A 20,773-nucleotide genomic window follows, 5' to 3' on the forward strand; every position below is an offset into this window, starting at 1 on the left:
TTATGTCCGAAGTGCAGTGATGTCGAAACGGGGAAGGCCCCGAGTCGTAATCGACTCGGGGCCTTCCCTTTCTCACCGAACTCAGTGGCCGTGCTTGTCGCCGTCCACGTTGTCCTGCTGGCTCGCCAGCGCGGCGAGCATGTCGTGCTCTTCCTTGTGCGCCAGCGCGGCGTTCTGCTCGATCTCGGCGTGCGGATCGGCCTTCATGAACGAACCGGAGCCGGGCTTGCCGGCCGAACCCAGCTTGGACATCTTCTTGGGCACCGGGGCGCCCTGGTATTCCAGCGGGATCGGGTGGCCGTGCGAGTCCACCGGGCCCAGCGGCTGGTGGATCTCGATGTACTCACCGTGCGGCAGGCGCTTGATGACACCGGTCTCGATGCCGTGCTCGAGCACCGCGCGGTCGCTGCGCTGCAGGCCGATGCAGAAGCGGTAGGCCACGAAGTACGCCAGCGGCGGCAGCACCAGCAGACCGATGCGGAAGATCCACGTGGTCGCGTTCAGCGAGATGCTGAACTTCAGCGCGATGATGTCGTTGACGCAGGCCAGGGTCAGCACCAGGTAGAAGGCGATGGCCATGGCGCCGATGGCGGTGCGAACCGGCACGTCGCGCGGACGCTGGAGCAGGTTGTGCCGGGCGTCGTCGCCGGTCAGCTTCTTCTCGATCCAGGGGTACAGGATCAGGACGGTGAAGACCAGGCCCATGACGAGCGCGACCCAGAACACGGCCGGAACCGTGTAGCGGCCCAGGTACAGCTCCCACGGCGGCATGAGGCGGGCCATGCCGTCGGTCCACATCATGTAGAAGTCGGGCTGCGAACCGGCCGAGACCTGAGACGGGTTGTAGGGACCCAGGTTCCAGATCGGGTTGATCTGCAGCACGCCGCCCATGAGGGCGATGATGCCGAGGGTGAAGGCGAAGAACGCGCCCTGGTCCGCGGCGAACACCGGCACGATGCGCGCGCCGACGACGTTGGTCTCCTTGCGGCCCGGTCCGGGGAACTGGGTGTGCTTCTGGTACCAGACCAGGGCGACGTGCGCCGCGATCAGCGCCAGCAGGATGCCCGGGATGAGCAGCACGTGCAGGACGTACAGGCGCGGGATGATCAGGTTGCCCGGGAAGTCGCCGCCGAACAGCAGCCAGTGCAGCCAGGTGCCGATGACCGGGACGCCGATGGTGATGCCCGAGAACGCCGCGCGCAGACCGGTTCCCGAGAGCAGGTCGTCGGGAAGCGAGTAGCCGAAGAAGCCCTCGAACATGGCCAGGATGAGCAGCAGCGAGCCGATCACCCAGTTGGCCTCACGCGGCTTGCGGAAAGCGCCGGTGAAGAAGATGCGGAACAGGTGGATGATGATCGACGCCGCGAACAGCAGCGCCGCCCAGTGGTGCACCTGGCGCACGAACAGACCGCCGCGCACCTCGAAGGAGATGTTGAGCGAGGTCTCGTAGGCCCGCGACATGGTGACACCGCGCAGCGGCTGGTACGCGCCGTTGTAGACGGTCTCACTCATCGACGGGTCGAAGAACAGCGTCAGGTACACACCCGACAGCAGCAGGATGATGAAGCAGTAGAGCGCGATCTCACCGAGCAGGAAGGACCAGTGGGTCGGGAAGACCTTGTTGATCGACCGCTTCAGGAAGGCCGCGGCGTGGTACCGCTCGTCAGCATTGTTGGCCGCTTGGACCGCTTTGCTAGGACTCATGAACGACGCTCCCAGAAGGCCGGTCCGAGGGGCTCGATGAAGTCGTGTACGGCGACCAGGTAGCCCTCGGAGTTGACGGTGATCGGCAGCTGCGGCAGCGCACGAGCGGCGGGACCGAAGATCGGCTTACCCCATTCGGTCGCCAGGAACTGCGACTGGTGGCAGGGGCACAGGATTCGGTTGGTCTGCTGCTCGAAGAGCGAGGTGGGGCAGCCCAGGTGGGTGCAGATCTTCGAGTAGGCGAAGTAGTCGCCGTAGTTGAAGCTCTCCTGGCCCTTGCGCTTGATGGCGGCCTCGGCATCGGCGGTCCGCAGGCGAATCAGCATGACCGCGTTGCGGATACCGCGCAGCGACTGGAAGGTGGCGTGCTCGTCGCCGCGCCATTCTTCCTTCCACGGGAAGACGGTCTCCATCGAGCCGGCGTCCAGGTCCTCCGGGCGCACCAGGACGATGTCCTCGGGGCGGCCGGTGTCGCGGCGCAGGAAGATGGTCTGGCCCGCGTAGTCCGGGGTCCAGCCCGAGACCCACAGCGGCGACTTGTCGCCCTTGGCCCACGGGTTCTTGACGCAGCCGCCCAGGAACACCAGCATCGCGCCGATGCCCAGGATGCCCGCGCCCGCCGAGGCGCTGCGGGTGATCATCTTGCGGCGGCCGAGGGTGGAGGTCTCCACCGCGTCGGACAGCTGCGCACCCAGGGTGCGGCGGTTGACCTCGGAGGACATGCCGTCGTGGCGTTCCTGGATCGAGATCTCGGCCGGGATGAACTTCTTGCGGATCAGGACGACGGCGACGCCGATGGCCAGCACCGCGATGCCCATGGTGATGCCGTAGAGCGGGGTGGTCAGCGTGTACGCCGCGTTGCCCTCTTCGCCCCGGCCCTTGTACTCCCAGGGCCAGAACAGGAATACGCCGATGAGGGCGAGTCCGGCCAGCGCCGAGATGCCGAACCACATCGCGACCTGACGCTCGGCGCGCTTCTCGGCCTTGGTGCCGGGAATGGGCCAGCGCGGTGCGCGGTAGGCGACGTCGACGCCGTCCAGCTTGGTGCCGAGGGCGACGAGCTCGTCGCGCGACATGGCGTCGAGCTGTTCATCGGTGTAGTCCACGCCGGTGGGGCTGTCCCCCATGCTCTTTTGCTCCTGTTCACTCATGACCGGGAACCGATCCACATCGCCGAGCCGACGAGCAGCACGATGCCGATGATCCACGCCGCGAGGCCCTCGGTCGCGGGGCCGAAGCCGCCGAGGCCGTAGCCGCTCTCGGACGGGGTCTCCATCCGGTCCTTGATGTACGCGACGATGTCCTTCTTCTCTTCCGGCGTCAGCTGCCGGTCGGAGAACTTGGGCATGTTCTGCGGGCCGGTGAGCATGGCCAGGTAGATCTGCTGTTCGCTGGCCGGCGCGAGCGGCGGCGCGAACTTGCCGGAGGACAGCGCGCCGCCCTTGCCGGTGAAGTTGTGGCAGGACGCGCAGTTCATGCGGAACAGCTCGCCACCGCGGCCCAGGTCGGCGCCCTCGATGAGGGATTCCTGGGCGATCTCGCCGTTGGCGTCGCGCACCACGGTCGGGCCGCCGCCGTTGGCCTGGATGAAGGCGCCGAGGGCGTCGGTCTGACGGGCGTCGAACTTGGGGGGCTTGCGCATGATCTGGGCTTCGTTGCGCACCGCGGGCATACGACCGGAGGAGACCTGGAAGTACACCGCGGCCTCGCCGACGCCGATCAGGCTCGGGCCGCGATCGGCGACACCCTGCAGGTTGGCACCGTGACAGGTGATGCAGGAGGTGTCGTAGATCTGCTTGCCCTCGCGGATCAGCGCGGACTGGTCCTCGTGTGCCGTGGCGACCTGCGCCGTGGGCGTCAGGGCCGATGCCGCGAAGCCGGCTCCGACGAGGCCCATCAGGAGAACCAGACCGCCGGCGATACGCCGACGCAAGCGGCGCTGCTTACGCGTCTTGGTGGCCTCGCCGATCGCGGCGCCCGAGGATTCGGGGCGCGGATCTGGCGCTGACGGGGGAGATGAACTCATCTGTGTCCCTTTGGAGTAGACGGAACCGACTTGTACAGAAGCTTCTTGCCTACGGCGGGCTGTGCCGTGGATCTGTCCGAAATCAGCGGACGAAGTAGATCGTGGCGAAGAGCCCGATCCAGACGATGTCGACGAAGTGCCAGTAGTACGAGACGACGATCGCCGCGGTGGCCTGCGCGGGGGTGAACTTACTGACCTTGGTGCGGATCAGCAGGAACACGAACGCGATCAGACCGCCGATGACGTGCAGGCCGTGGAAGCCGGTCGTGATGTAGAAGACCGAGCCGTACACGGTGCTCGAGATCGTCGTGCCCTCCTGAACCAGGTGGTAGTACTCGTACCCCTGGCCACCGACGAAGAAGGCACCCATGATCAGGGTGATGACGTACCAGCGGCGCAGGCCGAAGACATCGCCCCGCTCCGCCGCGAAGACGCCCATCTGGCAGGTGAACGAGGAAGCCACCAGGACAGCGGTCACCGGGACGGCGAGACCGAGGTTCAGCTCGGTCGGCTCCATCGGCCACTTCTCGCCGCCGGCTTGCGCGCGGGCGACAAAGTACATAGCGAACAGGCCGGCGAAGAACATCAGCTCGCTGGACAGCCAGATGATGGTACCGACGCTGACCATGTTGGGCCGGTTCAGCGAATGCACACGCTGAGTAATGGCCGATCCTGGGGTCCCTACTGCGGTCGTCACGCCGGTAAGTATGACCTGTCGTAGTACGACAGGCGTAGCCGGGTTGGAAAACTCGGTCAGCGTGTCGGAAACCGCAGCGCGAGCGAGCCTCTCGGTGGGCGCTCGGCGTGTCTCGGAGCAGCATAGATTGGCTCGGTAAGAGAAAGCTGAGCTATCCATAGGCTGATTTTCGAAGGGAAGGTGACGGCGATGTCATGGGTGGGCAGGCTGCTGCGGCGCGGCGGGACAACGCAACTGGATCCCGGGCGTGGCGACCTGGTGACGGTGGCGTCGAGTTTCGATGACGCGGAGGCGTGTTCGGCGGCCCTGGGCCGCACCGGCAGCTGGACCGCCGACCAGCCCGTGGTGCTGCGCCAGCACCTGCGGGTGCCCGCGGATCGCCTCGATGCGGTGCAGATCATCACCGGGCAGCTCGGCTATGACACGGTGAGCGCCGAGCCCGAGGCCGCCCCGGACACCGTCGCCCTGCTCGTGCAGCGGGTACAGGTCCTGGACGCCGTGCACTGCGCGCAGGAGCGCTCCCGCCTGACCGCGGTGGCCCATCGCCACGACGCGGTGCTGCTGGGCTGGGAGGCGCTGCAACCCGCTCCCGGGCGTCCGGGAGAAAAGAAATAGCCTCCGCGCACTAGGCTGACGGCGACAACACTGGTGTACGGACCTTCACCGGCGACGGAAGAGATGAGCAATGAGCGCGCGCAGCTGGCGAGAAATCCTCGGCATCCTCACCGATGGCAACGATCTGGCCGCGGACGAGGCCGCGTGGGCGATGAACGAGATCTTCACCGATAGCGCCACCTCCGCGCAGATCGCGGCCTTCGGCGTCGCCATGAAGATGAAGGGCCCCACCGCCGTCGAACTGAGCGGGCTGGCCGCGGGGATGCTCGCGCACGCCCGCCGGGTCGAGGTGGACGGCGCCGCGGTGGACATCGTCGGCACCGGCGGCGATCGGTCCGGCACGGTCAACATCTCGACCATGTCCTCGATCGTGGTGGCGGCCACCGGCATTCCCGTGGTCAAGCACGGTAATCGCGCGGCCTCTTCCAAGAGCGGCGGCGCGGACGTGCTCGAGGCGCTCGGGGTGAAGATCGCGCTGGGCCCGGAGTCGGTCGCCACGAGTGTGCGCGAGGTCGGGATCGGCTTCTGCTTCGCGCCCGTGTTCCATCCGTCGCTGCGGTTCGCGGGGCCGGCCCGCGGGGAGATCGGCATTCCGACGGTCTTCAATATCCTGGGCCCGCTGACCAATCCGGCCCAGCCGGGCGCGGGCCTCATCGGTTGCGCGTTCGCGGATCTGCTGCCGGTCATCGCCGGCACGTTCGCCGATCGCGGCGCGTCGGCGCTGGTGGTCCGGGGCAACGACGGCCTGGACGAGATCACGACCGCCGACACCACCGATGCCTGGGTGGTCGCGGGCGGCCGCCGGGCCGAAACGACCATCGACCCCACGAAACTCGGCATCGGGCGGGTCGCCCCCGAGGCGCTCAAGGGCGGGGACGCCACCCTGAACGCGGTGATCGCCCGGAATTTCCTGGCCGGCGAGGCCGGTCCGGTGCGCGACGCGGTGCTGCTGAACTCGGCCGCGGCGGTGGTGGCCTTCGAGCTCACCGCCGATCAGGTCGGCGAGGATCTGCACGACCGGCTCGGCGCCGCCCTGGAACGGGTTGCGGCGACGGTCGATTCGGGCCGGGCCGGCGATTTGCTCGAGCGCTGGGCGGAACTGACCAACAAGCTCGGCGCCGACTAGCGATCACTCCCCGATCGAGAAGCCCGCCTCGACGTCGATGCTCGAGTAGGACTTGAACGCGATGTGGGTGGCGGTCCGGACCACGCCCGGGGTCTTGTTGATGTGCCCGGTCACGACCTCGGCGATCTGCTGGTGGTCGCGCACCCGCACGATGCCGATCAGGTCCACGTCGCCCGCGCACGAGTAGACCTCGGCGACGCCCTCGATATCGGCCAGGGCCTGGGCGGTCTCGGGGATGCGGTCGGATTCTGCGTGGATCAGCACGATCGCGGTAATCATGGGACCACCCTAGGCGATGCCGGTGCCGGCGCGGCGGGCCGCGCGGATCGCGCCCGCGGACGGCACAGCTCCCCCGCGGGCCACCCGAACTCGTTCCCGCACACGCGGAGCTATCTGTAACCCCCGGTGCAAGCTGGGGAAATCCAGGGCTTGATTCCGCGAATCCGCGTCCGGTGTGACCGTTTTGGGTGATCATGGATCGAAATGTGAACCGACCAGTAGTCACCTTGGGGCTACGCAGGGGGTTTTCGATGCTAGATCTGATTCCGGCCGTTCCGGTCCTTCGAAACATCACTCGCCGCACCGCGCGCCTGGCCGCGCGGACCTTGCTCGCGGGTGCCACGGTCGCGGTGATCGCCGCGGCCGTACCGGCGCATGCCGCGCCCGAGCACGTCCCCGATCCGGTGGCGAGCATCGGCACCGATGTGATCAAGATGATCGACTCGGTGACCACGCTGCAGTTACCGGGCCAGGATCTGCCGACCGCGCTGAGCCCGACCACCGCCATCGTCGTGCTGGGCTACGGCCTGCTGCCGGACGGCGAGATGCGGCCGGAACTGATCAACCGGCTGTACGCCGGGTACGTCTCGGCCCTGCTGTCGCCCCATTCGCCGGTGATCGTGACCGGCGGGAATCCGCAGAACGGGCGCACCGAGGCCCAGGCCATGGCGGACTGGCTGATCGGGCGCGGCATCGACCCCCTGCGCATTCACAGTGAGACCCAGGCGAATTCGACGGTCCAGAACGCGGCGTTCTCGGCCCGGGTCATGGAGGCGATCGGCGCGCACGCGGCGATCCTGATCACCTCCGCGGACCATATCGGCCGGGCGCTCACCAACTTCCGCGCCGCGGGGATCGCGGTGGTCGCCACCATGACCCCGGACCACACCCCGCTCTCGGCCCAGCCGTTCGGGCCCGGCGAGCCGCTTCGCTAGCGGCTCGAATCACCGCCGTCACCGCGGATCGAAGGCCCGCTCACCGAACGGTGAGCGGGCCTTCGACCGCTCAGTGAAGCTGATGACGTTGCCCCGCAAGCTGTTTGCAGAGCGCCCCCGTTACCCCGCCCCGGCGGCAACGCGGCCTCCGGATCGGCGGAGGCCGGGTCTCCGCACGAGCGGGGCTACGCCGCGGCGTGCGCGCCGACGCTCCGCCGACCACGCCCTCATTCCAGGAAACGCGCGATGGCGGCCGCCACACACGCGGGCTTGCTCTCCCCTTCGATCTCGACGGTGACGGTCCGCTCGATCTGCACCCCGCCCGGAATGTCGTGCGCCGCCGTCAGATGCACGCGGCCGCGGATGCGACTGCCGACCGGCACCGGGTTGATGAACCGAACCTTGTCCAGCCCGTAGTTGATGGCCATCCGCGCGGAGCTGACCCGCATCACCTGCGCGGTCATGGGCACGATGAGCGAGAGGGTCAGGAAGCCGTGCGCGATGGTGCGCCCGTACGGCCCGGCGGCCGCGCGCTCGGCGTCGACGTGGATCCACTGCTGGTCGCCGGTGGCTTGCGCGAAGCGGTCGATGCGCTCCTGGTCGATGGAGATCCAGTCGCTCACACCGATGTCCGTGCCGACGGCGGCGCGCAGCAGTTCGAAGGAGGTGAAGTCGATCATGGGTCGAGCCCTTCTCAGATGCGGCGGCCGCCGTCGACGTAGATGGTCTGGCCGGTGACGAAGGAGGCGTCCGGCGACACCAGGAAGGACACCACGTTCGCGATGTCCGCGGGCTCGCCGACCCGGCGCAGCGGGGTGATCTCGGCGGCCTGGGCCCGGAAGACCTCGGGGTCGACGCCGACGCGGGCGGCGGTGGCATCGGTCATGTCGGTGACGATGAAGCCCGGGGCCACGGCGTTGACATTGATGCCGTACGGCCCGAGTTCGATGGCCAGCGTGCGGGTGAAGCCCTGGATACCCATCTTGGCGGCGGAGTAGTTGGCCTGCCCGCGGCTGCCGAGCGCAGAGACGCTGGAGGTGTTCACGATCTTGCCGGACTTCTGTTTCACCATGTACCGCTGTGCGGCCCGGCTGCACAGGAACGCGCCGCGCAGGTGCACCGACATGACGGTGTCCCAGTCGTCGACCGACATCTTGAACAGCAGGTTGTCGCGCAGCACGCCCGCGTTGTTGACCAGCGCGTCGACCGAACCCAGTTCGGCGGCAACGCGTTCGAAGGCCGCGTCGACCGAGGCCTCGTCGGTGACGTTGCAGCCCACCGCGATCGCGGTGCCGCCCGCGGCGGCGATGGCGTCGACGGCGCTCTTGCAGGCGGCCTCGTCGAGGTCGGCGATGGCGACGGTGAAGCCGTCCGCGGCCAGGCGCGCGGCGGTGGCCGCGCCGATGCCGCGGGCCGCTCCGGTGACGAACGCTACCTTGGAACTCATGGGTATCTCCTTGTCGCGGAAGGGTTTCAGACGATGGCGTTGACGCCGGTCAGCGCGCGGCCGATGAGCAGTTTCTGAATCTGGCTGGTGCCCTCGTACAGGGTCAGCACGCGGGCGTCGCGCAGATACTTGGCGACCGGGTACTCGTCGATGTATCCGTATCCGCCGAATACCTGAATGGCGTTGTTGGCGGCCTTGACCGCGGCCTCGCTGGCGAAGAGTTTGGCGACCGAGGCCTCGGTGCCGAACGGCCTGCCGCGCTGCACGAGATCGGCGACCCGCCAGGCCAGCAGCCGCGCGGCCTCGACCTCCACCGCGATGTCGGCCAGCAGTTCCTGAACCAGCTGGTACGAGGCGATTGGCTTACCGAATTGCTCGCGTTCGGTCGCGTACTTCACCGACGCTTCCAGGCAACCGCGGGCGACGCCGACGCAGCCGGCGGCCACGCCCATGCGGCCCTTGTCCAGCGCCGCCATGGCGATCTTGAAGCCCTGCCCCTCCGCGCCCAGGCGCGCGGAGTCCGGCACACGGACCCCGTCCAGGACCAGTTCGGCGGTGGCCTGCCCGCGCAGGCCGAGCTTCCCCTTGATCTCGGTGCGCGTGAATCCCGGTGCGCCCGTGGGCACCAGGAAGGCGCTCACCCCGCGGGGCCCGGGTCCGCCGGTGCGCGCGAAGATGATCGCGACGTCGGCCCAGGTGCCGTTGGTGATGAAGATCTTGGTGCCGGTCAGCAGCCAGTCGTCGCCGTCGCGTTCGGCCTTGGTGATCAGACTGCCCGCGTCGGATCCGGTGCCGGGTTCGGTGAGCCCGAAGCAGCCCAGCGCGTCGCCGGAACACAGGCGCGGCAACCACTCCCGCCGCTGCGCCTCGGTCCCGTAGGTCTTGATGGTCTTGGCCACCAGCCCCAGCGACACCGAGACGATCCCGCGCACCGAGCTGTCGCCGACGCCCAGTTCCTCCAGCAGCAGGCAGTAGTCCAGGGCGGTCCCGCCGGACCCGCCGTACTCCTCGGGGATCTCGATGCCGAGAAACCCCATCGCACCGAGCTTTCCGACGATGGCGGTGTCCACCGATTCCGCCCGATCCCAGGCGGCGGCGTAGGGCACGACCTCTTTCTCCACCCAGGCGCGGGCCAGGTCGCGCAATTGCCGCTGCGCGTCGTCGAGCTCGAAATCCATCGGCGAAAGCTCCTAACCGAACGTTGTTAGGTTAATGCCACGAAGCTATCCTAACGCTGTTCGGTTTTTCAAGACTCCCGGCGCAACCCGCCGCGACGCCCGAAGCGGGAGGTGTTCACCATGGCCAGACCGAAGATCCCGCTGCTGAGCCGCGACCGGATCCGCACCGCCGCGCTCGCCCTGATCGACCGGGACGGCCTGCCCGAACTCTCCATGCGCCGCTTGGCCGCCGAGCTCAACGTCCAGGCCGCCTCCCTCTACGGCCACTACCCGACCAAGGACGATCTCCTGGACGACATCGCCCGCGGCATCATGGCCCGCGTGGACACCTCGGCCTTCGCCGCGGGCGACTGGCGGCACGGCCTCGTCTCCTGGGCGCGCTCGTACCGCGCGGCCCTGGCGACCCACCCGAACTTCGTCCCCTACCTGGCGGCGGGCCCCGGCACCCGCGAGGAGAATCTGCGCGCCGCCGACGCCGTCCACGGCGGCTTGATCACCGCCGGCTGGCCCCCGCGCGAGGCCACCCTGATCGGCGCGGCCACCCGCTACCTGGTGATGGGCGCGACCCTGGGCTCGTTCTCCCGCGGCTTCGTGGACGACGCCCACCTCTACCGCGACCGCTACCCCCACCTGGACCAGGCCCACCTGCTGCGCGCGAAGGCCGACGAAATAGATGCCGACAGCTTCGAATTGGCCCTGACAGCTTTCGTCGACGGCCTGTCCCTGCGCTATCCCCCGGAAACGGCCACGGCCGAACGGCTTTCGTAGCGCGACACCCGCGGCGGCGACGGCCGAAGCTACCCGTCAGTTTTGTATTGCTTTTTGTGGCAGAGAGATTCGCGCCGACGTAGGGTTCCCGATGAAGCGGGACCCGGTCCCCCTTCGCTTCATCGTCACCGAATCGCTAGGAATACCTTGGCGCACAACGTCTATATCGACTCGCTGCTCGACGCGCTGGAGTCTCGGGGCTATCGGGGAGTCCTCGAGAACCCGGCCGCGATCACCATCACCGCCCCGAACGGCGAGCGCGCCGACCTCCCGATCGAGCCGTGGTTCCGGTTCATCGACGCGCATGCCGAGCACGGATTGCCCACCGCCGCCACGCGCTACGCCGATCAGGCAGTATCGCTGTTCGCGAACGTCGATTCGACCGACTCGAACCTGCGCATCCGGATATACACCGACGAATACATGAACCAGGTCGCCACCCTCGGTGATCTGCGTGTCCGGCGCGGCGACGCCCTGCTGACCCGACGACTGGCGCCGGGCCTGATGGAAACGGTGGTGATCGACACCCCCGACTCGATCCGGACGCTGAACCGTCAGGAGGTGAAAGGGCGGGATCCGAACGCCGTCTTCGGCGCGGCCATCCGGAACTCGCTGGCGGAAGATCACTTCCGGGTTTTCGAGCACAGCTACGGGCCGGTCACGGTGCTGGCGCTGGAAGCCGGTCACCGCTACATCGGCGCCCATGCGCACATGCTGTCCCGCTACGTGAATCCGGCCACCGCGCGGCTCGGCGCGCTGGTCTCGTTCCCGACTCCCGAGGTGGTCGTGGTGTACGAGATCGGACCGGTGCTCAGTATCGCCACGACGACGGCCCTGGTCTACTGGATCGCCAAGCAGTACATGACGCAGTCCGAACACCAGTTGCTGTTGCGCCTGTACTGGTGGCGGCCGGGCGCGTACGAGGAACTCGGCGACCGCGGACCACTCTCCGGCGGGGGCCCGGATTTGCGCGAATTGCGCTTCGACGTCGACTTCAGGGCAGACACGATCCGGGCACAGACCGCCGAAACCGGCGAGCTTTTGGAACTTTGGCGGAACGCACTATGAATCATTCCCCGGGACAACAGAATACGAATCCGGCATTCACCCACACCACCGTGCCGGACCTCGACGACATCGCACCGCTGCTGCGGCCGGTGATCCGGCGTTCGGGCTTCGGCGACGAGTCCGTGCACAAGCGCCGGCGCATCATCGCGGACCTGGGTCTGGATATCGGTGACTACACCCCCATCTCGCTCCCGCTGGTGTCGCCGCTCATCGATCAGTACGTGCTGATGGATCTGCCCGGCGCGCACGGCTACGTCTTCCCGGAGCTGCTGGGCAGCTACGTGGTCCCGGCGCTGCTGCGACACTGGGGCATCACCGCCGAGCAGGCGTTCGCGGCGGCGTACCGCAACATGGAGGGGGCGTCGGCGGTAGCGCTGGACGATACGCCCGCGGGCACGGGCAAGCCCGAGCTCATCGAACTGTCCGGCGAGCCGGGTGATTTCGCGGGGTCCTTCCCCATGCTCGACGGCTGGTACGAGCAGGTCTGCCACGCGCTCGGCTCGAACACCCTGTTGTTCATGCCCGCCGAGGGCGAACTGGTGCTCGGCCGCAACCTGATGGGCGGCGGGACGTGGTTGTGGGAGGAGATCCAGCGGCGCTACGAGCGCGCCAAACGCCCGCTCTCACCGCTGCCGTACGTCTGCGACCGCGGCCGCCTCACGCCCTATCAGCCCGGCTTCGAATCACCCGAATTCCGTGCGGTAGAGGAGGCTTCGGCCCGATTCACCGCAGACTGCTACCGGACCCAAGCCGAACGCCTGCGCGCCCTGCGCACGGACGGCGGCTACAACTGGCTGGTTGCCGACGTGATCGCGGCGTTGCGGGCCGACGGCACCGGCCTCACCTCGGCCCCCTGGGTGGCCGCCGACAACACGCTGATGCCGATCGTGAACCAGGTAATCGTGCACGACGCCGAGGCCGACGAACACTTCGCCGTCCCACTGGATCTGATCGTCGGCATAGTCCAGGCGAAGCCGGTCCCGGACATGTCCCCGCCCCGCTATCTGCTGCGCCAGCACCCGGACCCCGCGACGATGGCAAGGCTGCGACGCGTAGCGACGATGCACTGAGAACCGTGCGCGGCGCGCCGGCCATGCTGACCCCAGGCTCGGTGATCGGCTCGGAGCCTGCGCTTTTCGGTACGCCGGGGTGCGAGTCTCCGCGTCCGCTCGACGTGTCCGGACCTGCGGGTTCGGGCACGGAGCTGTGCGCGCCCTCGGATGGGACCGAGCCCGGCAGGGCACGGCAGGGCAGGCCCGGCAGGGCAGGGCAGGGCAGGGCACGGCAGGGCAGGCCCGGCAGGCAAGCCTGGCAAGCCCGGCAGGTCCGGCAGGTCCGGCAGGTCCGGCAGGTCCGGCAGGTCCGGCAAGCCCGGCAGGTCCAGCAGGTCCGGCAGGTCCGGCAGGTCCAGCAAGCCCGGCAGGTCCAGCAAGCCCGGCAAGTCCAGCAAGCCCGGCAGGTCCAGCAAGCCCGGCAAGTCCAGCAAGCCCGGCAAGTCCAGCAAGCCCGGCAGGTCCAGCAGGTCCGGCAAGCCCGGCAGGTCCGGCAAGCCCGGCAAGTCCAGCAAGCCCGGCAGGTCCGGCCCACTCGAACGCGCGGGCCCCGAGCCGATTTCGGCTCGGGGCCCGCGTGTTCGGAGACCGGCGCGGCGGTGACCGTCACCGGCCATCACGCGTGCCGGACCCGGTGCGGCCGATCAGGACTCCGCGAACGCCGCCCGGACCCGGTCCTCGGTCAGCCCGTAGTCGGCCAGCGAGTAGTTGTGGGTGGGTTTGCGGTCGCCGCTCTTGCTCTCCTCGTCGAGGGAGGTCATGGCGGTGCGGGCCGGGTCGTCGAAGTCCAGGCCGAAGGCGGTGTAGATGTTGTCCACGGTGCCCAGGGGGTCGGCGCGCAGGTCGTCGAACTGGACGTCCAGGAACTGGTCGGGGTTGTATCGCGCACGGGCGGTGTTGAACTCGCGCAGGCCGCGGGACCACAGTTCGAGCTGGGTCTCGCCGATCTTGTCACCGACGAAGGTGTCGGACCAGCCGCGGGCGGCGTGATCGGCCAGGCTGCACGCGGAGCCGACGATCGTGACCGGGTCGCGGTGGGTCTGGATGATCAGCGCGTCGGGGTACGCCGCCATCAGCGCGTCCAGGGCGAACAGGTGGCTGGGGTTCTTGAGCACCCAGCGGCGGTTGTCGCCGAGTCCGATGAGCTGCAGGTTCTTCCGGTGCCGGGCGTAGGCGTCGGTCCAGTCCTGCTTGCGCAGCCACTGCGAGTACGTGGGCAGGTAGGCCAGCGTCTCGTACGAGATCGACTTCACCGTCTGGCGCAGCAGTTGCCAGCATTCCTCCACGTCGGAGGCGCTCATGTAGTGCAGCCCCATGAAGTCCGGGTTCTCGACCCGGTGCTGGGCGAACCCGGCGTCGATGCGCTGATAGATGGGGTTGTCGGCCCAGGTCTCGCGCGGCGGGCGCGGCTGCGGCAGTTCGGCGAGCCACATCTCCAGCGCCTGATGCTGCGGGTCGGCCGCGAGCAAGCGGTGCAGGGCGGTGGTGCCGGTGCGCGGCAGGCCGGTCACGAAAATCGGCCGCTGGACCGGGGTGTCGGCGTAGGCCGGATTGGCCTTCCAGGACGCCTCGCTCAGCGCGCGGGCGACGAGCGCCCCGCGCAGGAAGTATCGGCTCATCTTGGAGCCGAGTTCGGTGAGCCCGGCGTCGCGCTGGTAGGACTCCAGCAGGACGCCGAGCCCCTCGAGGTGGTCGTCGCCGCCGAAATCCTCGAGGCCGCAGACCCGGGTGGCCGAGGCGTGCAGATCCTCGACGGTGCCGACGGTGGTGCGTGCGCTCATTCAGGTAACTCCTTGTCGAACCGGGGTCCGCGACAGCCTTGCGCAGCTGCCGTGGACCCCGGAAAAGCTTGGTCAGACGTGGTATTCGCCGCAGTTCACGTCGATGGTCTGGCCGGTGATGGCGTTGGCCCAGGGCGAGGCCAGGAACACGACGGTCTGCGCGATCTCGTCCGGCAGCGGCAGCCGCTTGAGGTCGGACTTGGACGCGGTCTGCTGGTACACCTGTTCCTCGGTGATCCCGTACTTCTTGGCGATCTCCCCGAAGTACCACTTCAGCTGATCGGTCCAAATGTAGCCGGGGGCAACGCTGTTGACGCGGATTCCCTTCTCGCCGAGCTCGGTGGCCAGGGTCTGCGACAGCGCCAGCAGCGCCGACTTGGAGACCTTGTAGCTGCCGTAGCGCGGCTCGGAGTGCCGCAACACCGCCGAGTTGATCATGACCACGTTGCCCGCGGTCTCGGTCAGCGCTTCGGTGAAAGCCTGTGTCATCCGCAGGTTCCCGAGCACGGTGAGATCGAGGCTGGTGGTGATCTGCGCGTAGTCGGTGCGCGCGAGCGGTTTCATGGACGGCACCGAGAACGCGTTGTTCACCAGCACATCCACCCGCCCGAATGCCTCGAGCGTGCGCGCCACCAGGTTCGCGACGGCGTCGGCGTCGGTGATATCGGTGACCACGCTGAGGGTTTCGCCGCCGGCGGCCTCGACCTCGGCCGCGACCTCCTTCAGCCGCGCCTCGGTCCGAGCGGCGAGCACGACCTTGGCCCCGGCCGCGGCGGCCTCGAGGCAGATGGACCGCCCCAGCCCCGGACCGACGCCGCTGACCACGACGACCTTGCCCGCGAGCAGTCCTGTTTCGAGCCGGCTCATCCCAGCATCCTTTCCGCGAAACCACGCTGACGGGCGGCGATTCGTTCGCGCCACCCCGCGTCGTCGATCCGATTGTGTGCGAAGTGCGGCAGCCGTTCGGCCACCTTGTCGAACGGCACCAGCTCGAACGCGGGACCCTGATCCGGGGTGACCGGGGCGTCGACGCGCTGCCAGCGGAATTGCAGGATGCCGCGCCCGCGACCGGTGGTCTCTATCCAGTTGGCGATGCCGGGGTTGCGCGCCGACACCACCAGGCGGACGAGCCCGTCCGGATCCACCTGCGCCTGTGCGTGATTGAGGCTGGTCTGGTGGTTCACGTAGTCCAGCGAGATGTACCAGCGGCTGCCGAGCTGGAAACCCAGGTACGGCGCCTGCGATTTCGGCACCGTGATGATCAGCGCCTGGTCGTCGGCGAGGTCGTAGTGCCCGACCGAGGAGTACTGGGTGCTCAATCCGCCGGGGGTGAGCCGGGGTTCGGTCAGGGTGTTGACCGGCAGATCCAGGTAGAACCACTTGGGGAAGTTGAACCAGGTGTGCACGCGGGTGAGCAGCATGCGCCCGGCGGCCCGGTAGCGCTTGCGCAGCTGGGTCACGTCGGGCTCGACCGGCGCGGTGCCCACGGTGTCGACCCGTTCGATGCGAATGGTGCCCTTGCGCTCGGACAGCCAGTCCCCGTACACCTCTCGCACCGCGAGCATGGACGCGCCCTCGCCGAGCACGAAATAGTTCGGCTCCGGATTCTCCTTGGGCGGCCCGAAACGCAGCTGGTAGCTGCCGTCCGCGGCGATGTCGAGGCGGCGATCGTCGAAGGCGTCCTGTCCGCCCGGCACATCGGTGGCGGTGTAGTCGCCCTTGAGGACCTGGAAGCTCAGATCGACGGTGCTGCCGCGCACGCCGGTGAGCAGGTACTCCGCGCCCGGTTCGACATTGGCGTGGTAGTACAGCGTGTCCGGGTTGTCCAGGCCCATCTTGGCGTACGGACCGGTGGAGGACACGAAGTACGGGTGCGAGGTGCCGTGCGCGCGCGAGAGCTGCAGCACGGCGGCGATGCTGCCCTGCAGGTAGTCGTAGCCCTCGGCGAGGTCGTGCTCGTCGCGAATGAATTCCGCGGCGGCGATGAGCTTCTCGGCCTCGGCGACCGCGGCCAGGAACGGCTCGGTCAGCGGTAGTTCGGCCTGCTCGATATCGGGTTGTGCCATCTGGCCTCAGCCATTCCTCTCGGAGAGTCCGCCGAGTTCGCGGCGGATCAGTTGGGCGATGTCGACGGGTGTCCCGGCCTGCGGGGTGATGGTGAGTTCGGCGTATTCGGGCCGCTCGTACGGGGAGTCGATGCCGGTGAACTCGCGCAGTTCCCCGGCGCGGGCGCGCTTGTACAGGCCCTTGGGATCGCGCAGTTCGCACTCTGCCAGGGGCGTGTCCACGAAGACCTCATAGAACGGCAATCGCTTGTCGTCGTGCAGCTTTCGCGCGTCGCGGCGCTGTTCCCGGAACGGGCTGATGAGCGAGACGATGGCGACGGTGCCCGCGTCGGCGAACAGCGCCGCGACCTCGGCCACGCGCCGGATGTTCTCGCGCCGATCCTCGTCGGTGAATCCGAGGTTGCTGGTCAGTCCGTGCCGCAGGTTGTCCCCGTCCAGCAGGTACGCGGGCCGGCCCGACGCGATGAGCTGGCGCTCCAATTCCACGGCGATGGTGGACTTTCCGGACCCGGACAGCCCGGTGAGCCAGATGGTCGCCCCCGCGCTCAGCCGCTGCTCGCGATCGACCTTGGAGTTGTGCCACACCAGGTTCGGGCGCGGCCGCCGCCCGCTGGTGCGGTGCCCGCGGTCGCTGCTGGTCTCGAGCTTGCCCGGGGTGCGCCCGGTGATCATGCCCGCGGCCACGGTCTGATTGGTGGCGTCGTCGACGAGGATGAAGCTGCCGGTGGCGCGATTGTCCCGGTAGGCGTCGAACATGACCGGCTGGCGGCCGTGCAGGGTGAGTCGCCCGATGTCGTTGAGCCCCAGCTGTTCCGCCTCGGTCTCACGGTGCAGGGTGTTCACGTCGAGCCGGTAGTCCAGTTCGGTGACCCGCACCTTGGTGGCCTGGGTGGCGGTGCGCAGGCTGTAGTCGTTCCCGGCGCGCAGCACGGTGGTGTCGGAGAACCAGCACACCATGGCGTCGAGTTCGCGATCCTGATGCGGCTGATTGCCGGGCCGGGCGAGCATGTCGCCGCGACCGACATCGATGTCGTCGTCGAGGGTGAGCGAGACCGCCATCCCGGCGTACGCCTCCTCGATCTTGCCGCCGCCCGGTCCCCAGATCTCGCTGACGTGACTGCCGCGCCCCGAGGGCAGCACCACGACCTCATCGCCCGGCTTGAAGATCCCCCCGGCGATGGTGCCCGCGTAGGAGCGCTCGCTCTGCCCGTGCGGGCGGATGACGTACTGCACGGGCAGCCGCGCGTCGATGAGGTTGCGGTCCGAGGCGATGTGCACTTCCTCGAGGTGCCGCAGCAGCGGCGGTCCGGCGTACCACGGTGTGTGCGTGGAGGTTTCGACCACGTTGTCGCCGGTGAGCGCGGACACCGGCAGGAAGCTGAGGTCGCCGACGTCGAGTTTGGTGGCGAAATCGGCGAACTCGGAACGGATCTCCTCGAACCGCTCCTCGGACCAGTCGACCAGGTCCATCTTGTTCACGCACAGCACCAGGTGCCCCACGCCCAGCAGCGAGGACAGGAACGCGTGCCGCCGCGTCTGCTCGGAGACGCCCTTGCGCGCGTCGACCAGGATGAGCGCCAGGTCCGCGGTGGACGCGCCGGTCACCATGTTGCGGGTGTACTGCACGTGCCCGGGGGTGTCCGCGATGACGAATTTCCTACGAGGGGTGGTGAAGTAGCGGTAGGCGACGTCGATGGTGATGCCCTGCTCGCGTTCGGCGCGCAGCCCGTCGGTGACCAGCGCCAGATCCGGCTGCGCACTGCCGCGCCCGAGACTCACGCGTTCGATGGCGTCGAGCTGATCGGTGAACAGCGCCTTGGAGTCGTAGAGCAGGCGGCCGATGAGCGTGGACTTGCCGTCGTCGACGCTGCCGGCGGTGGCCAGGCGCAATAGGTTGCGGCGCATCAGAAGTAGCCCTCTCGCTTGCGATCCTCCATGCCGGAGTCGGAGATGCGGTCGTCGGCGCGGGTCGCGCCGCGTTCGGTGAGCCGGGTGACCGCGGTTTCGGCGATCACCTCGGCGGGGGTGGCGGCGGTCGATTCCACGCAGCCGGTGCAGTCGGCGTCACCGAGGGTGCGAAAACGCACGCTGTGTTCGACCAGCGGTTCGCCGGGTCCGGGGGTGACGAATCTGTTGTCCGCCAGCAGCATTCCGTCCCGCTCGAGCACGAGCCGCCGGTGCGCGTAGTACAGCGACGGCAGCGCCACCTCGGCGCGGTCGATGTACTCCCAGATGTCGAGCTCGGTCCAGTTCGAGAGCGGGAACACCCGGATGTGCTCGCCTTTGTTGTGCCTGCCGTTGTAGAGGTTCCACACTTCCGGCCGCTGCGCCCGCGGATCCCAGGCCCCGTATTCGTCGCGGAAGCTGAAGACCCGCTCCTTGGCCCGGGCCTTCTCCTCGTCGCGGCGCGCCCCGCCGAAGACCGCGTCGAAGCGGTTCTCCCGGATGGCGCGCAGCAGGGTCGCGGTCTGCAGCCGATTGCGGCTCTCCCCGGCCTTCTCGGTGACCCGGCCGGCGTCGATGTCGTCCTGCACGCTGCCGACCAGCAGCTGCGCCCCGAGCCGGGCGACGGTGCGATCGCGGAAGTCGATCACCTCGTCGAAATTCCGGCCGGTGTCGATGTGCATGAGCGGGAACGGCAGCGGCGCGGGCCAGAAGGCCCGGCGCGCCAGTTCCAGCATGACCGCCGAGTCCTTGCCGCCCGAGAACAGCAGTACCGGCCGCTCGAAGGTGGCGGCCACCTCCCGAATGATGTGCACCGATTCCGCCTCCAGGGCGTCCAGGTGCGTCAGCTCGTATCCCGCGCGCATTCGCTTCACTCACTCGCCGCGCCGATCCGGCCCCCGCCGTTGCCCGGAGCGTCGTGTGCCCGGGACTTGCGGTGTCGAATATTCGACGCTATTGTTCGATAATGTGACACCGACGATAGGTCGGTTGCCCAGTACTGGTCAATACCCCGCGCCGAATTGCCCGGCGCGGGCTGCCCGCCGTTCGCACCGCGACACCCGGACCCGGCCCCGCGTGCGACCGCCGGGACTGCTGTTGAATGGACCGAACCCCCTCCGCCGCACAGCAATCGAGGACACCGTGACCGAGGCCCGCACCGCCGCCGCGTCGAACGGCGCCCGGGACGCCTCCGCTACCGCCGGCCCGAGCGAGACGGGCGCGCCCTCCCCGCCCACCCGCCGCGTCGTGCAGACCGTCGAACTGCTGTCCCGGCATGCGGCCGAACAGCTCTCGCTCGCCCGCATAGTCCGGGCCACCGGCATGTCCCGGGCCACCGCGCACGCGGTGCTCACCCAGCTCACCGCCGAGGGCTGGACGGTCCGCGACGAGGACGGCAACTACGCCCTGGGCCTGGGCCTGATGTCGGTGGCCCGGCGGGCCGAGGCCGCGTTCCCGTTGCGCCGCACGGCCGCCGACGCCATGCGCGCGCTCGCCGCCGACCGGGGCGTACCGGTCTTCCTCGCCGAACGCGAACGCGACACGATCGCCGTCACCGAGGTCATCGGCACACCCTCGGTGCCGTGGATCCGGCATGCCAGGCGCATACCCTTCGCACCCCCGGTGTGCCGCGAATTCATCGCCTGGGCGCCGGAGTCCGAACGGCGCGCCTGGCTCGCCGCCGCCGACCCGGCCCATCGGGACCGCCTGGCCACGGTGCTGGACGCCATCGCCTCGCGCGGCTATTCGGTGGAGCGCCTGGCCGACGATTCCGCCCCCATGCTCGAGGCGCTGTCCGCGCTGCGGCACTCCCCCGTCACCGACCCGCTGCGGCACCGCCTCAGCGCCATGATCACCGAACTCATCACCATCGATTACCTGCCCGACGAACTGGGTGAGAACAACGCCGTGGTCTCGGTGGCCGCCCCGATCTTCGGGCCCGCCGGCGCGGTCATCGCCTCGGTGGTCAGCTGCCCGGACGCCCACCTGCCCGCCGCGGCCCTGCGCGAGCTGGCCGCGGCCACCGTCACCGCCGCGGAATCGATCACCGCGAGCCTGCGTCCCTGAGGCGGGTGCGCCGCCGTGCG

At 68.7% G+C, this 20,773-nt stretch carries 20 protein-coding genes; 7 read left to right on the forward strand and 13 right to left on the reverse strand.

Annotated features, from left to right (window positions below):
* Positions 1–81: 81 nt before the first annotated feature.
* From ACFVBH_RS37505 to ACFVBH_RS37520, 4 genes are all read right to left on the reverse strand, one after another.
* Complete coding sequence (locus ACFVBH_RS37505) at positions 82–1,704, reverse strand: cytochrome bc complex cytochrome b subunit (protein WP_354991685.1); 1,623 nt, start codon at positions 1,702–1,704, stop codon at positions 82–84.
* Positions 1,701–2,855, reverse strand: coding sequence for a ubiquinol-cytochrome c reductase iron-sulfur subunit (locus ACFVBH_RS37510; RefSeq protein WP_354991686.1), 1,155 nt, complete (start codon positions 2,853–2,855; stop codon positions 1,701–1,703). Before ACFVBH_RS37510 ends, ACFVBH_RS37505 begins: the two co-directional genes overlap by 4 nt.
* A complete protein-coding gene (locus tag ACFVBH_RS37515; RefSeq protein WP_354991687.1) occupies positions 2,852–3,730 on the reverse strand; it encodes a cytochrome c in 879 nt (292 codons plus the stop codon). Before ACFVBH_RS37515 ends, ACFVBH_RS37510 begins: the two co-directional genes overlap by 4 nt.
* Positions 3,731–3,812: 82 nt before the next feature.
* Positions 3,813–4,427, reverse strand: a complete 615-nt coding sequence (locus tag ACFVBH_RS37520; protein WP_354991688.1) for a heme-copper oxidase subunit III — start codon at positions 4,425–4,427, stop codon at positions 3,813–3,815.
* Positions 4,428–4,616: 189 nt separating this feature from the next.
* On the opposite strand from ACFVBH_RS37520, the gene ACFVBH_RS37525 reads away from it, so the two are divergent.
* Together ACFVBH_RS37525 and trpD are read left to right on the forward strand one after the other, a co-directional pair.
* Entirely contained in the window at positions 4,617–5,042 is a 426-nt protein-coding gene (locus tag ACFVBH_RS37525) for a hypothetical protein (RefSeq protein WP_379009226.1), read from the forward strand.
* 70 nt (positions 5,043–5,112) lie between these two features.
* The gene (gene trpD / locus ACFVBH_RS37530; protein WP_379009229.1) at positions 5,113–6,168 is read left to right on the forward strand and encodes an anthranilate phosphoribosyltransferase; all 1,056 of its coding nucleotides are present in this window, start codon (positions 5,113–5,115) and stop codon (positions 6,166–6,168) included.
* A 3-nt stretch (positions 6,169–6,171) separates the two neighbouring features.
* On the opposite strand, the gene ACFVBH_RS37535 is transcribed toward trpD, so the two are convergent.
* Positions 6,172–6,447, reverse strand: a complete 276-nt coding sequence (locus ACFVBH_RS37535) for an Lrp/AsnC ligand binding domain-containing protein (protein WP_354991691.1) — start codon at positions 6,445–6,447, stop codon at positions 6,172–6,174.
* Between the two features lie 251 nt (positions 6,448–6,698).
* Between ACFVBH_RS37535 and ACFVBH_RS37540 the strand changes: the two genes are divergently transcribed.
* A complete protein-coding gene (locus ACFVBH_RS37540; protein ID WP_354991692.1) occupies positions 6,699–7,382 on the forward strand; it encodes a YdcF family protein in 684 nt (227 codons plus the stop codon).
* 227 nt (positions 7,383–7,609) lie between these two features.
* Here the strand turns inward: ACFVBH_RS37540 and ACFVBH_RS37545 are convergent, their stop codons facing one another.
* From ACFVBH_RS37545 to ACFVBH_RS37555, 3 genes are read right to left on the reverse strand one after another with little or no spacing between them, the layout of a single operon-like run.
* Positions 7,610–8,062, reverse strand: a complete 453-nt coding sequence (locus ACFVBH_RS37545) for a MaoC family dehydratase (RefSeq protein ID WP_354991795.1) — start codon at positions 8,060–8,062, stop codon at positions 7,610–7,612.
* A gap of 14 nt (positions 8,063–8,076) precedes the next feature.
* Positions 8,077–8,829 carry a 3-oxoacyl-ACP reductase FabG gene (gene fabG / locus ACFVBH_RS37550; RefSeq protein ID WP_354991796.1) on the reverse strand — a complete coding sequence of 251 codons (753 nt, stop codon included), beginning with the start codon at positions 8,827–8,829 and terminating at the stop codon, positions 8,077–8,079.
* Between the two features lie 26 nt (positions 8,830–8,855).
* Positions 8,856–10,007, reverse strand: coding sequence for an acyl-CoA dehydrogenase family protein (locus tag ACFVBH_RS37555; RefSeq protein ID WP_379009274.1), 1,152 nt, complete (start codon positions 10,005–10,007; stop codon positions 8,856–8,858).
* Positions 10,008–10,127: 120 nt separating this feature from the next.
* Between ACFVBH_RS37555 and ACFVBH_RS37560 the strand changes: the two genes are divergently transcribed.
* From ACFVBH_RS37560 to ACFVBH_RS37570, 3 genes are all read left to right on the forward strand, one after another.
* A complete protein-coding gene (locus ACFVBH_RS37560; RefSeq protein ID WP_379009295.1) occupies positions 10,128–10,775 on the forward strand; it encodes a TetR/AcrR family transcriptional regulator in 648 nt (215 codons plus the stop codon).
* A 147-nt stretch (positions 10,776–10,922) separates the two neighbouring features.
* Complete coding sequence (locus ACFVBH_RS37565) at positions 10,923–11,843, forward strand: hypothetical protein (RefSeq protein WP_354991799.1); 921 nt, start codon at positions 10,923–10,925, stop codon at positions 11,841–11,843.
* On the forward strand, positions 11,840–12,913 hold the full coding sequence (locus tag ACFVBH_RS37570) for a hypothetical protein (RefSeq protein WP_379009302.1): 1,074 nt from the start codon (positions 11,840–11,842) through the stop codon (positions 12,911–12,913). Before ACFVBH_RS37565 ends, ACFVBH_RS37570 begins: the two co-directional genes overlap by 4 nt.
* Before the next feature lie 626 nt (positions 12,914–13,539).
* On the opposite strand, the gene ACFVBH_RS37575 is transcribed toward ACFVBH_RS37570, so the two are convergent.
* The 5 genes from ACFVBH_RS37575 to cysD form a co-directional block, all read right to left on the reverse strand.
* A complete protein-coding gene (locus tag ACFVBH_RS37575; RefSeq protein ID WP_354989269.1) occupies positions 13,540–14,676 on the reverse strand; it encodes a sulfotransferase in 1,137 nt (378 codons plus the stop codon).
* Between the two features lie 72 nt (positions 14,677–14,748).
* Positions 14,749–15,543, reverse strand: a complete 795-nt coding sequence (locus ACFVBH_RS37580; RefSeq protein WP_354989270.1) for an SDR family oxidoreductase — start codon at positions 15,541–15,543, stop codon at positions 14,749–14,751.
* Positions 15,540–16,742 carry a hypothetical protein gene (locus ACFVBH_RS37585; protein WP_379009317.1) on the reverse strand — a complete coding sequence of 401 codons (1,203 nt, stop codon included), beginning with the start codon at positions 16,740–16,742 and terminating at the stop codon, positions 15,540–15,542. The genes ACFVBH_RS37580 and ACFVBH_RS37585 overlap by 4 nt, the downstream gene beginning before the upstream one ends.
* Positions 16,743–16,748: 6 nt before the next feature.
* Positions 16,749–18,647 carry an adenylyl-sulfate kinase gene (gene cysC / locus ACFVBH_RS37590; protein WP_354989272.1) on the reverse strand — a complete coding sequence of 633 codons (1,899 nt, stop codon included), beginning with the start codon at positions 18,645–18,647 and terminating at the stop codon, positions 16,749–16,751.
* On the reverse strand, positions 18,647–19,552 hold the full coding sequence (gene cysD, locus ACFVBH_RS37595) for a sulfate adenylyltransferase subunit CysD (protein ID WP_354989273.1): 906 nt from the start codon (positions 19,550–19,552) through the stop codon (positions 18,647–18,649). The genes cysC and cysD overlap by 1 nt, the downstream gene beginning before the upstream one ends.
* 277 nt (positions 19,553–19,829) lie before the next feature.
* On the opposite strand from cysD, the gene ACFVBH_RS37600 reads away from it, so the two are divergent.
* Complete coding sequence (locus ACFVBH_RS37600; RefSeq protein ID WP_379009328.1) at positions 19,830–20,753, forward strand: helix-turn-helix domain-containing protein; 924 nt, start codon at positions 19,830–19,832, stop codon at positions 20,751–20,753.
* Positions 20,754–20,773: the final 20 nt, after the last annotated feature.

This window comes from Nocardia sp. NPDC057668, from assembly GCF_042799795.1.
GTDB lineage: Bacteria > Actinomycetota > Actinomycetes > Mycobacteriales > Mycobacteriaceae > Nocardia.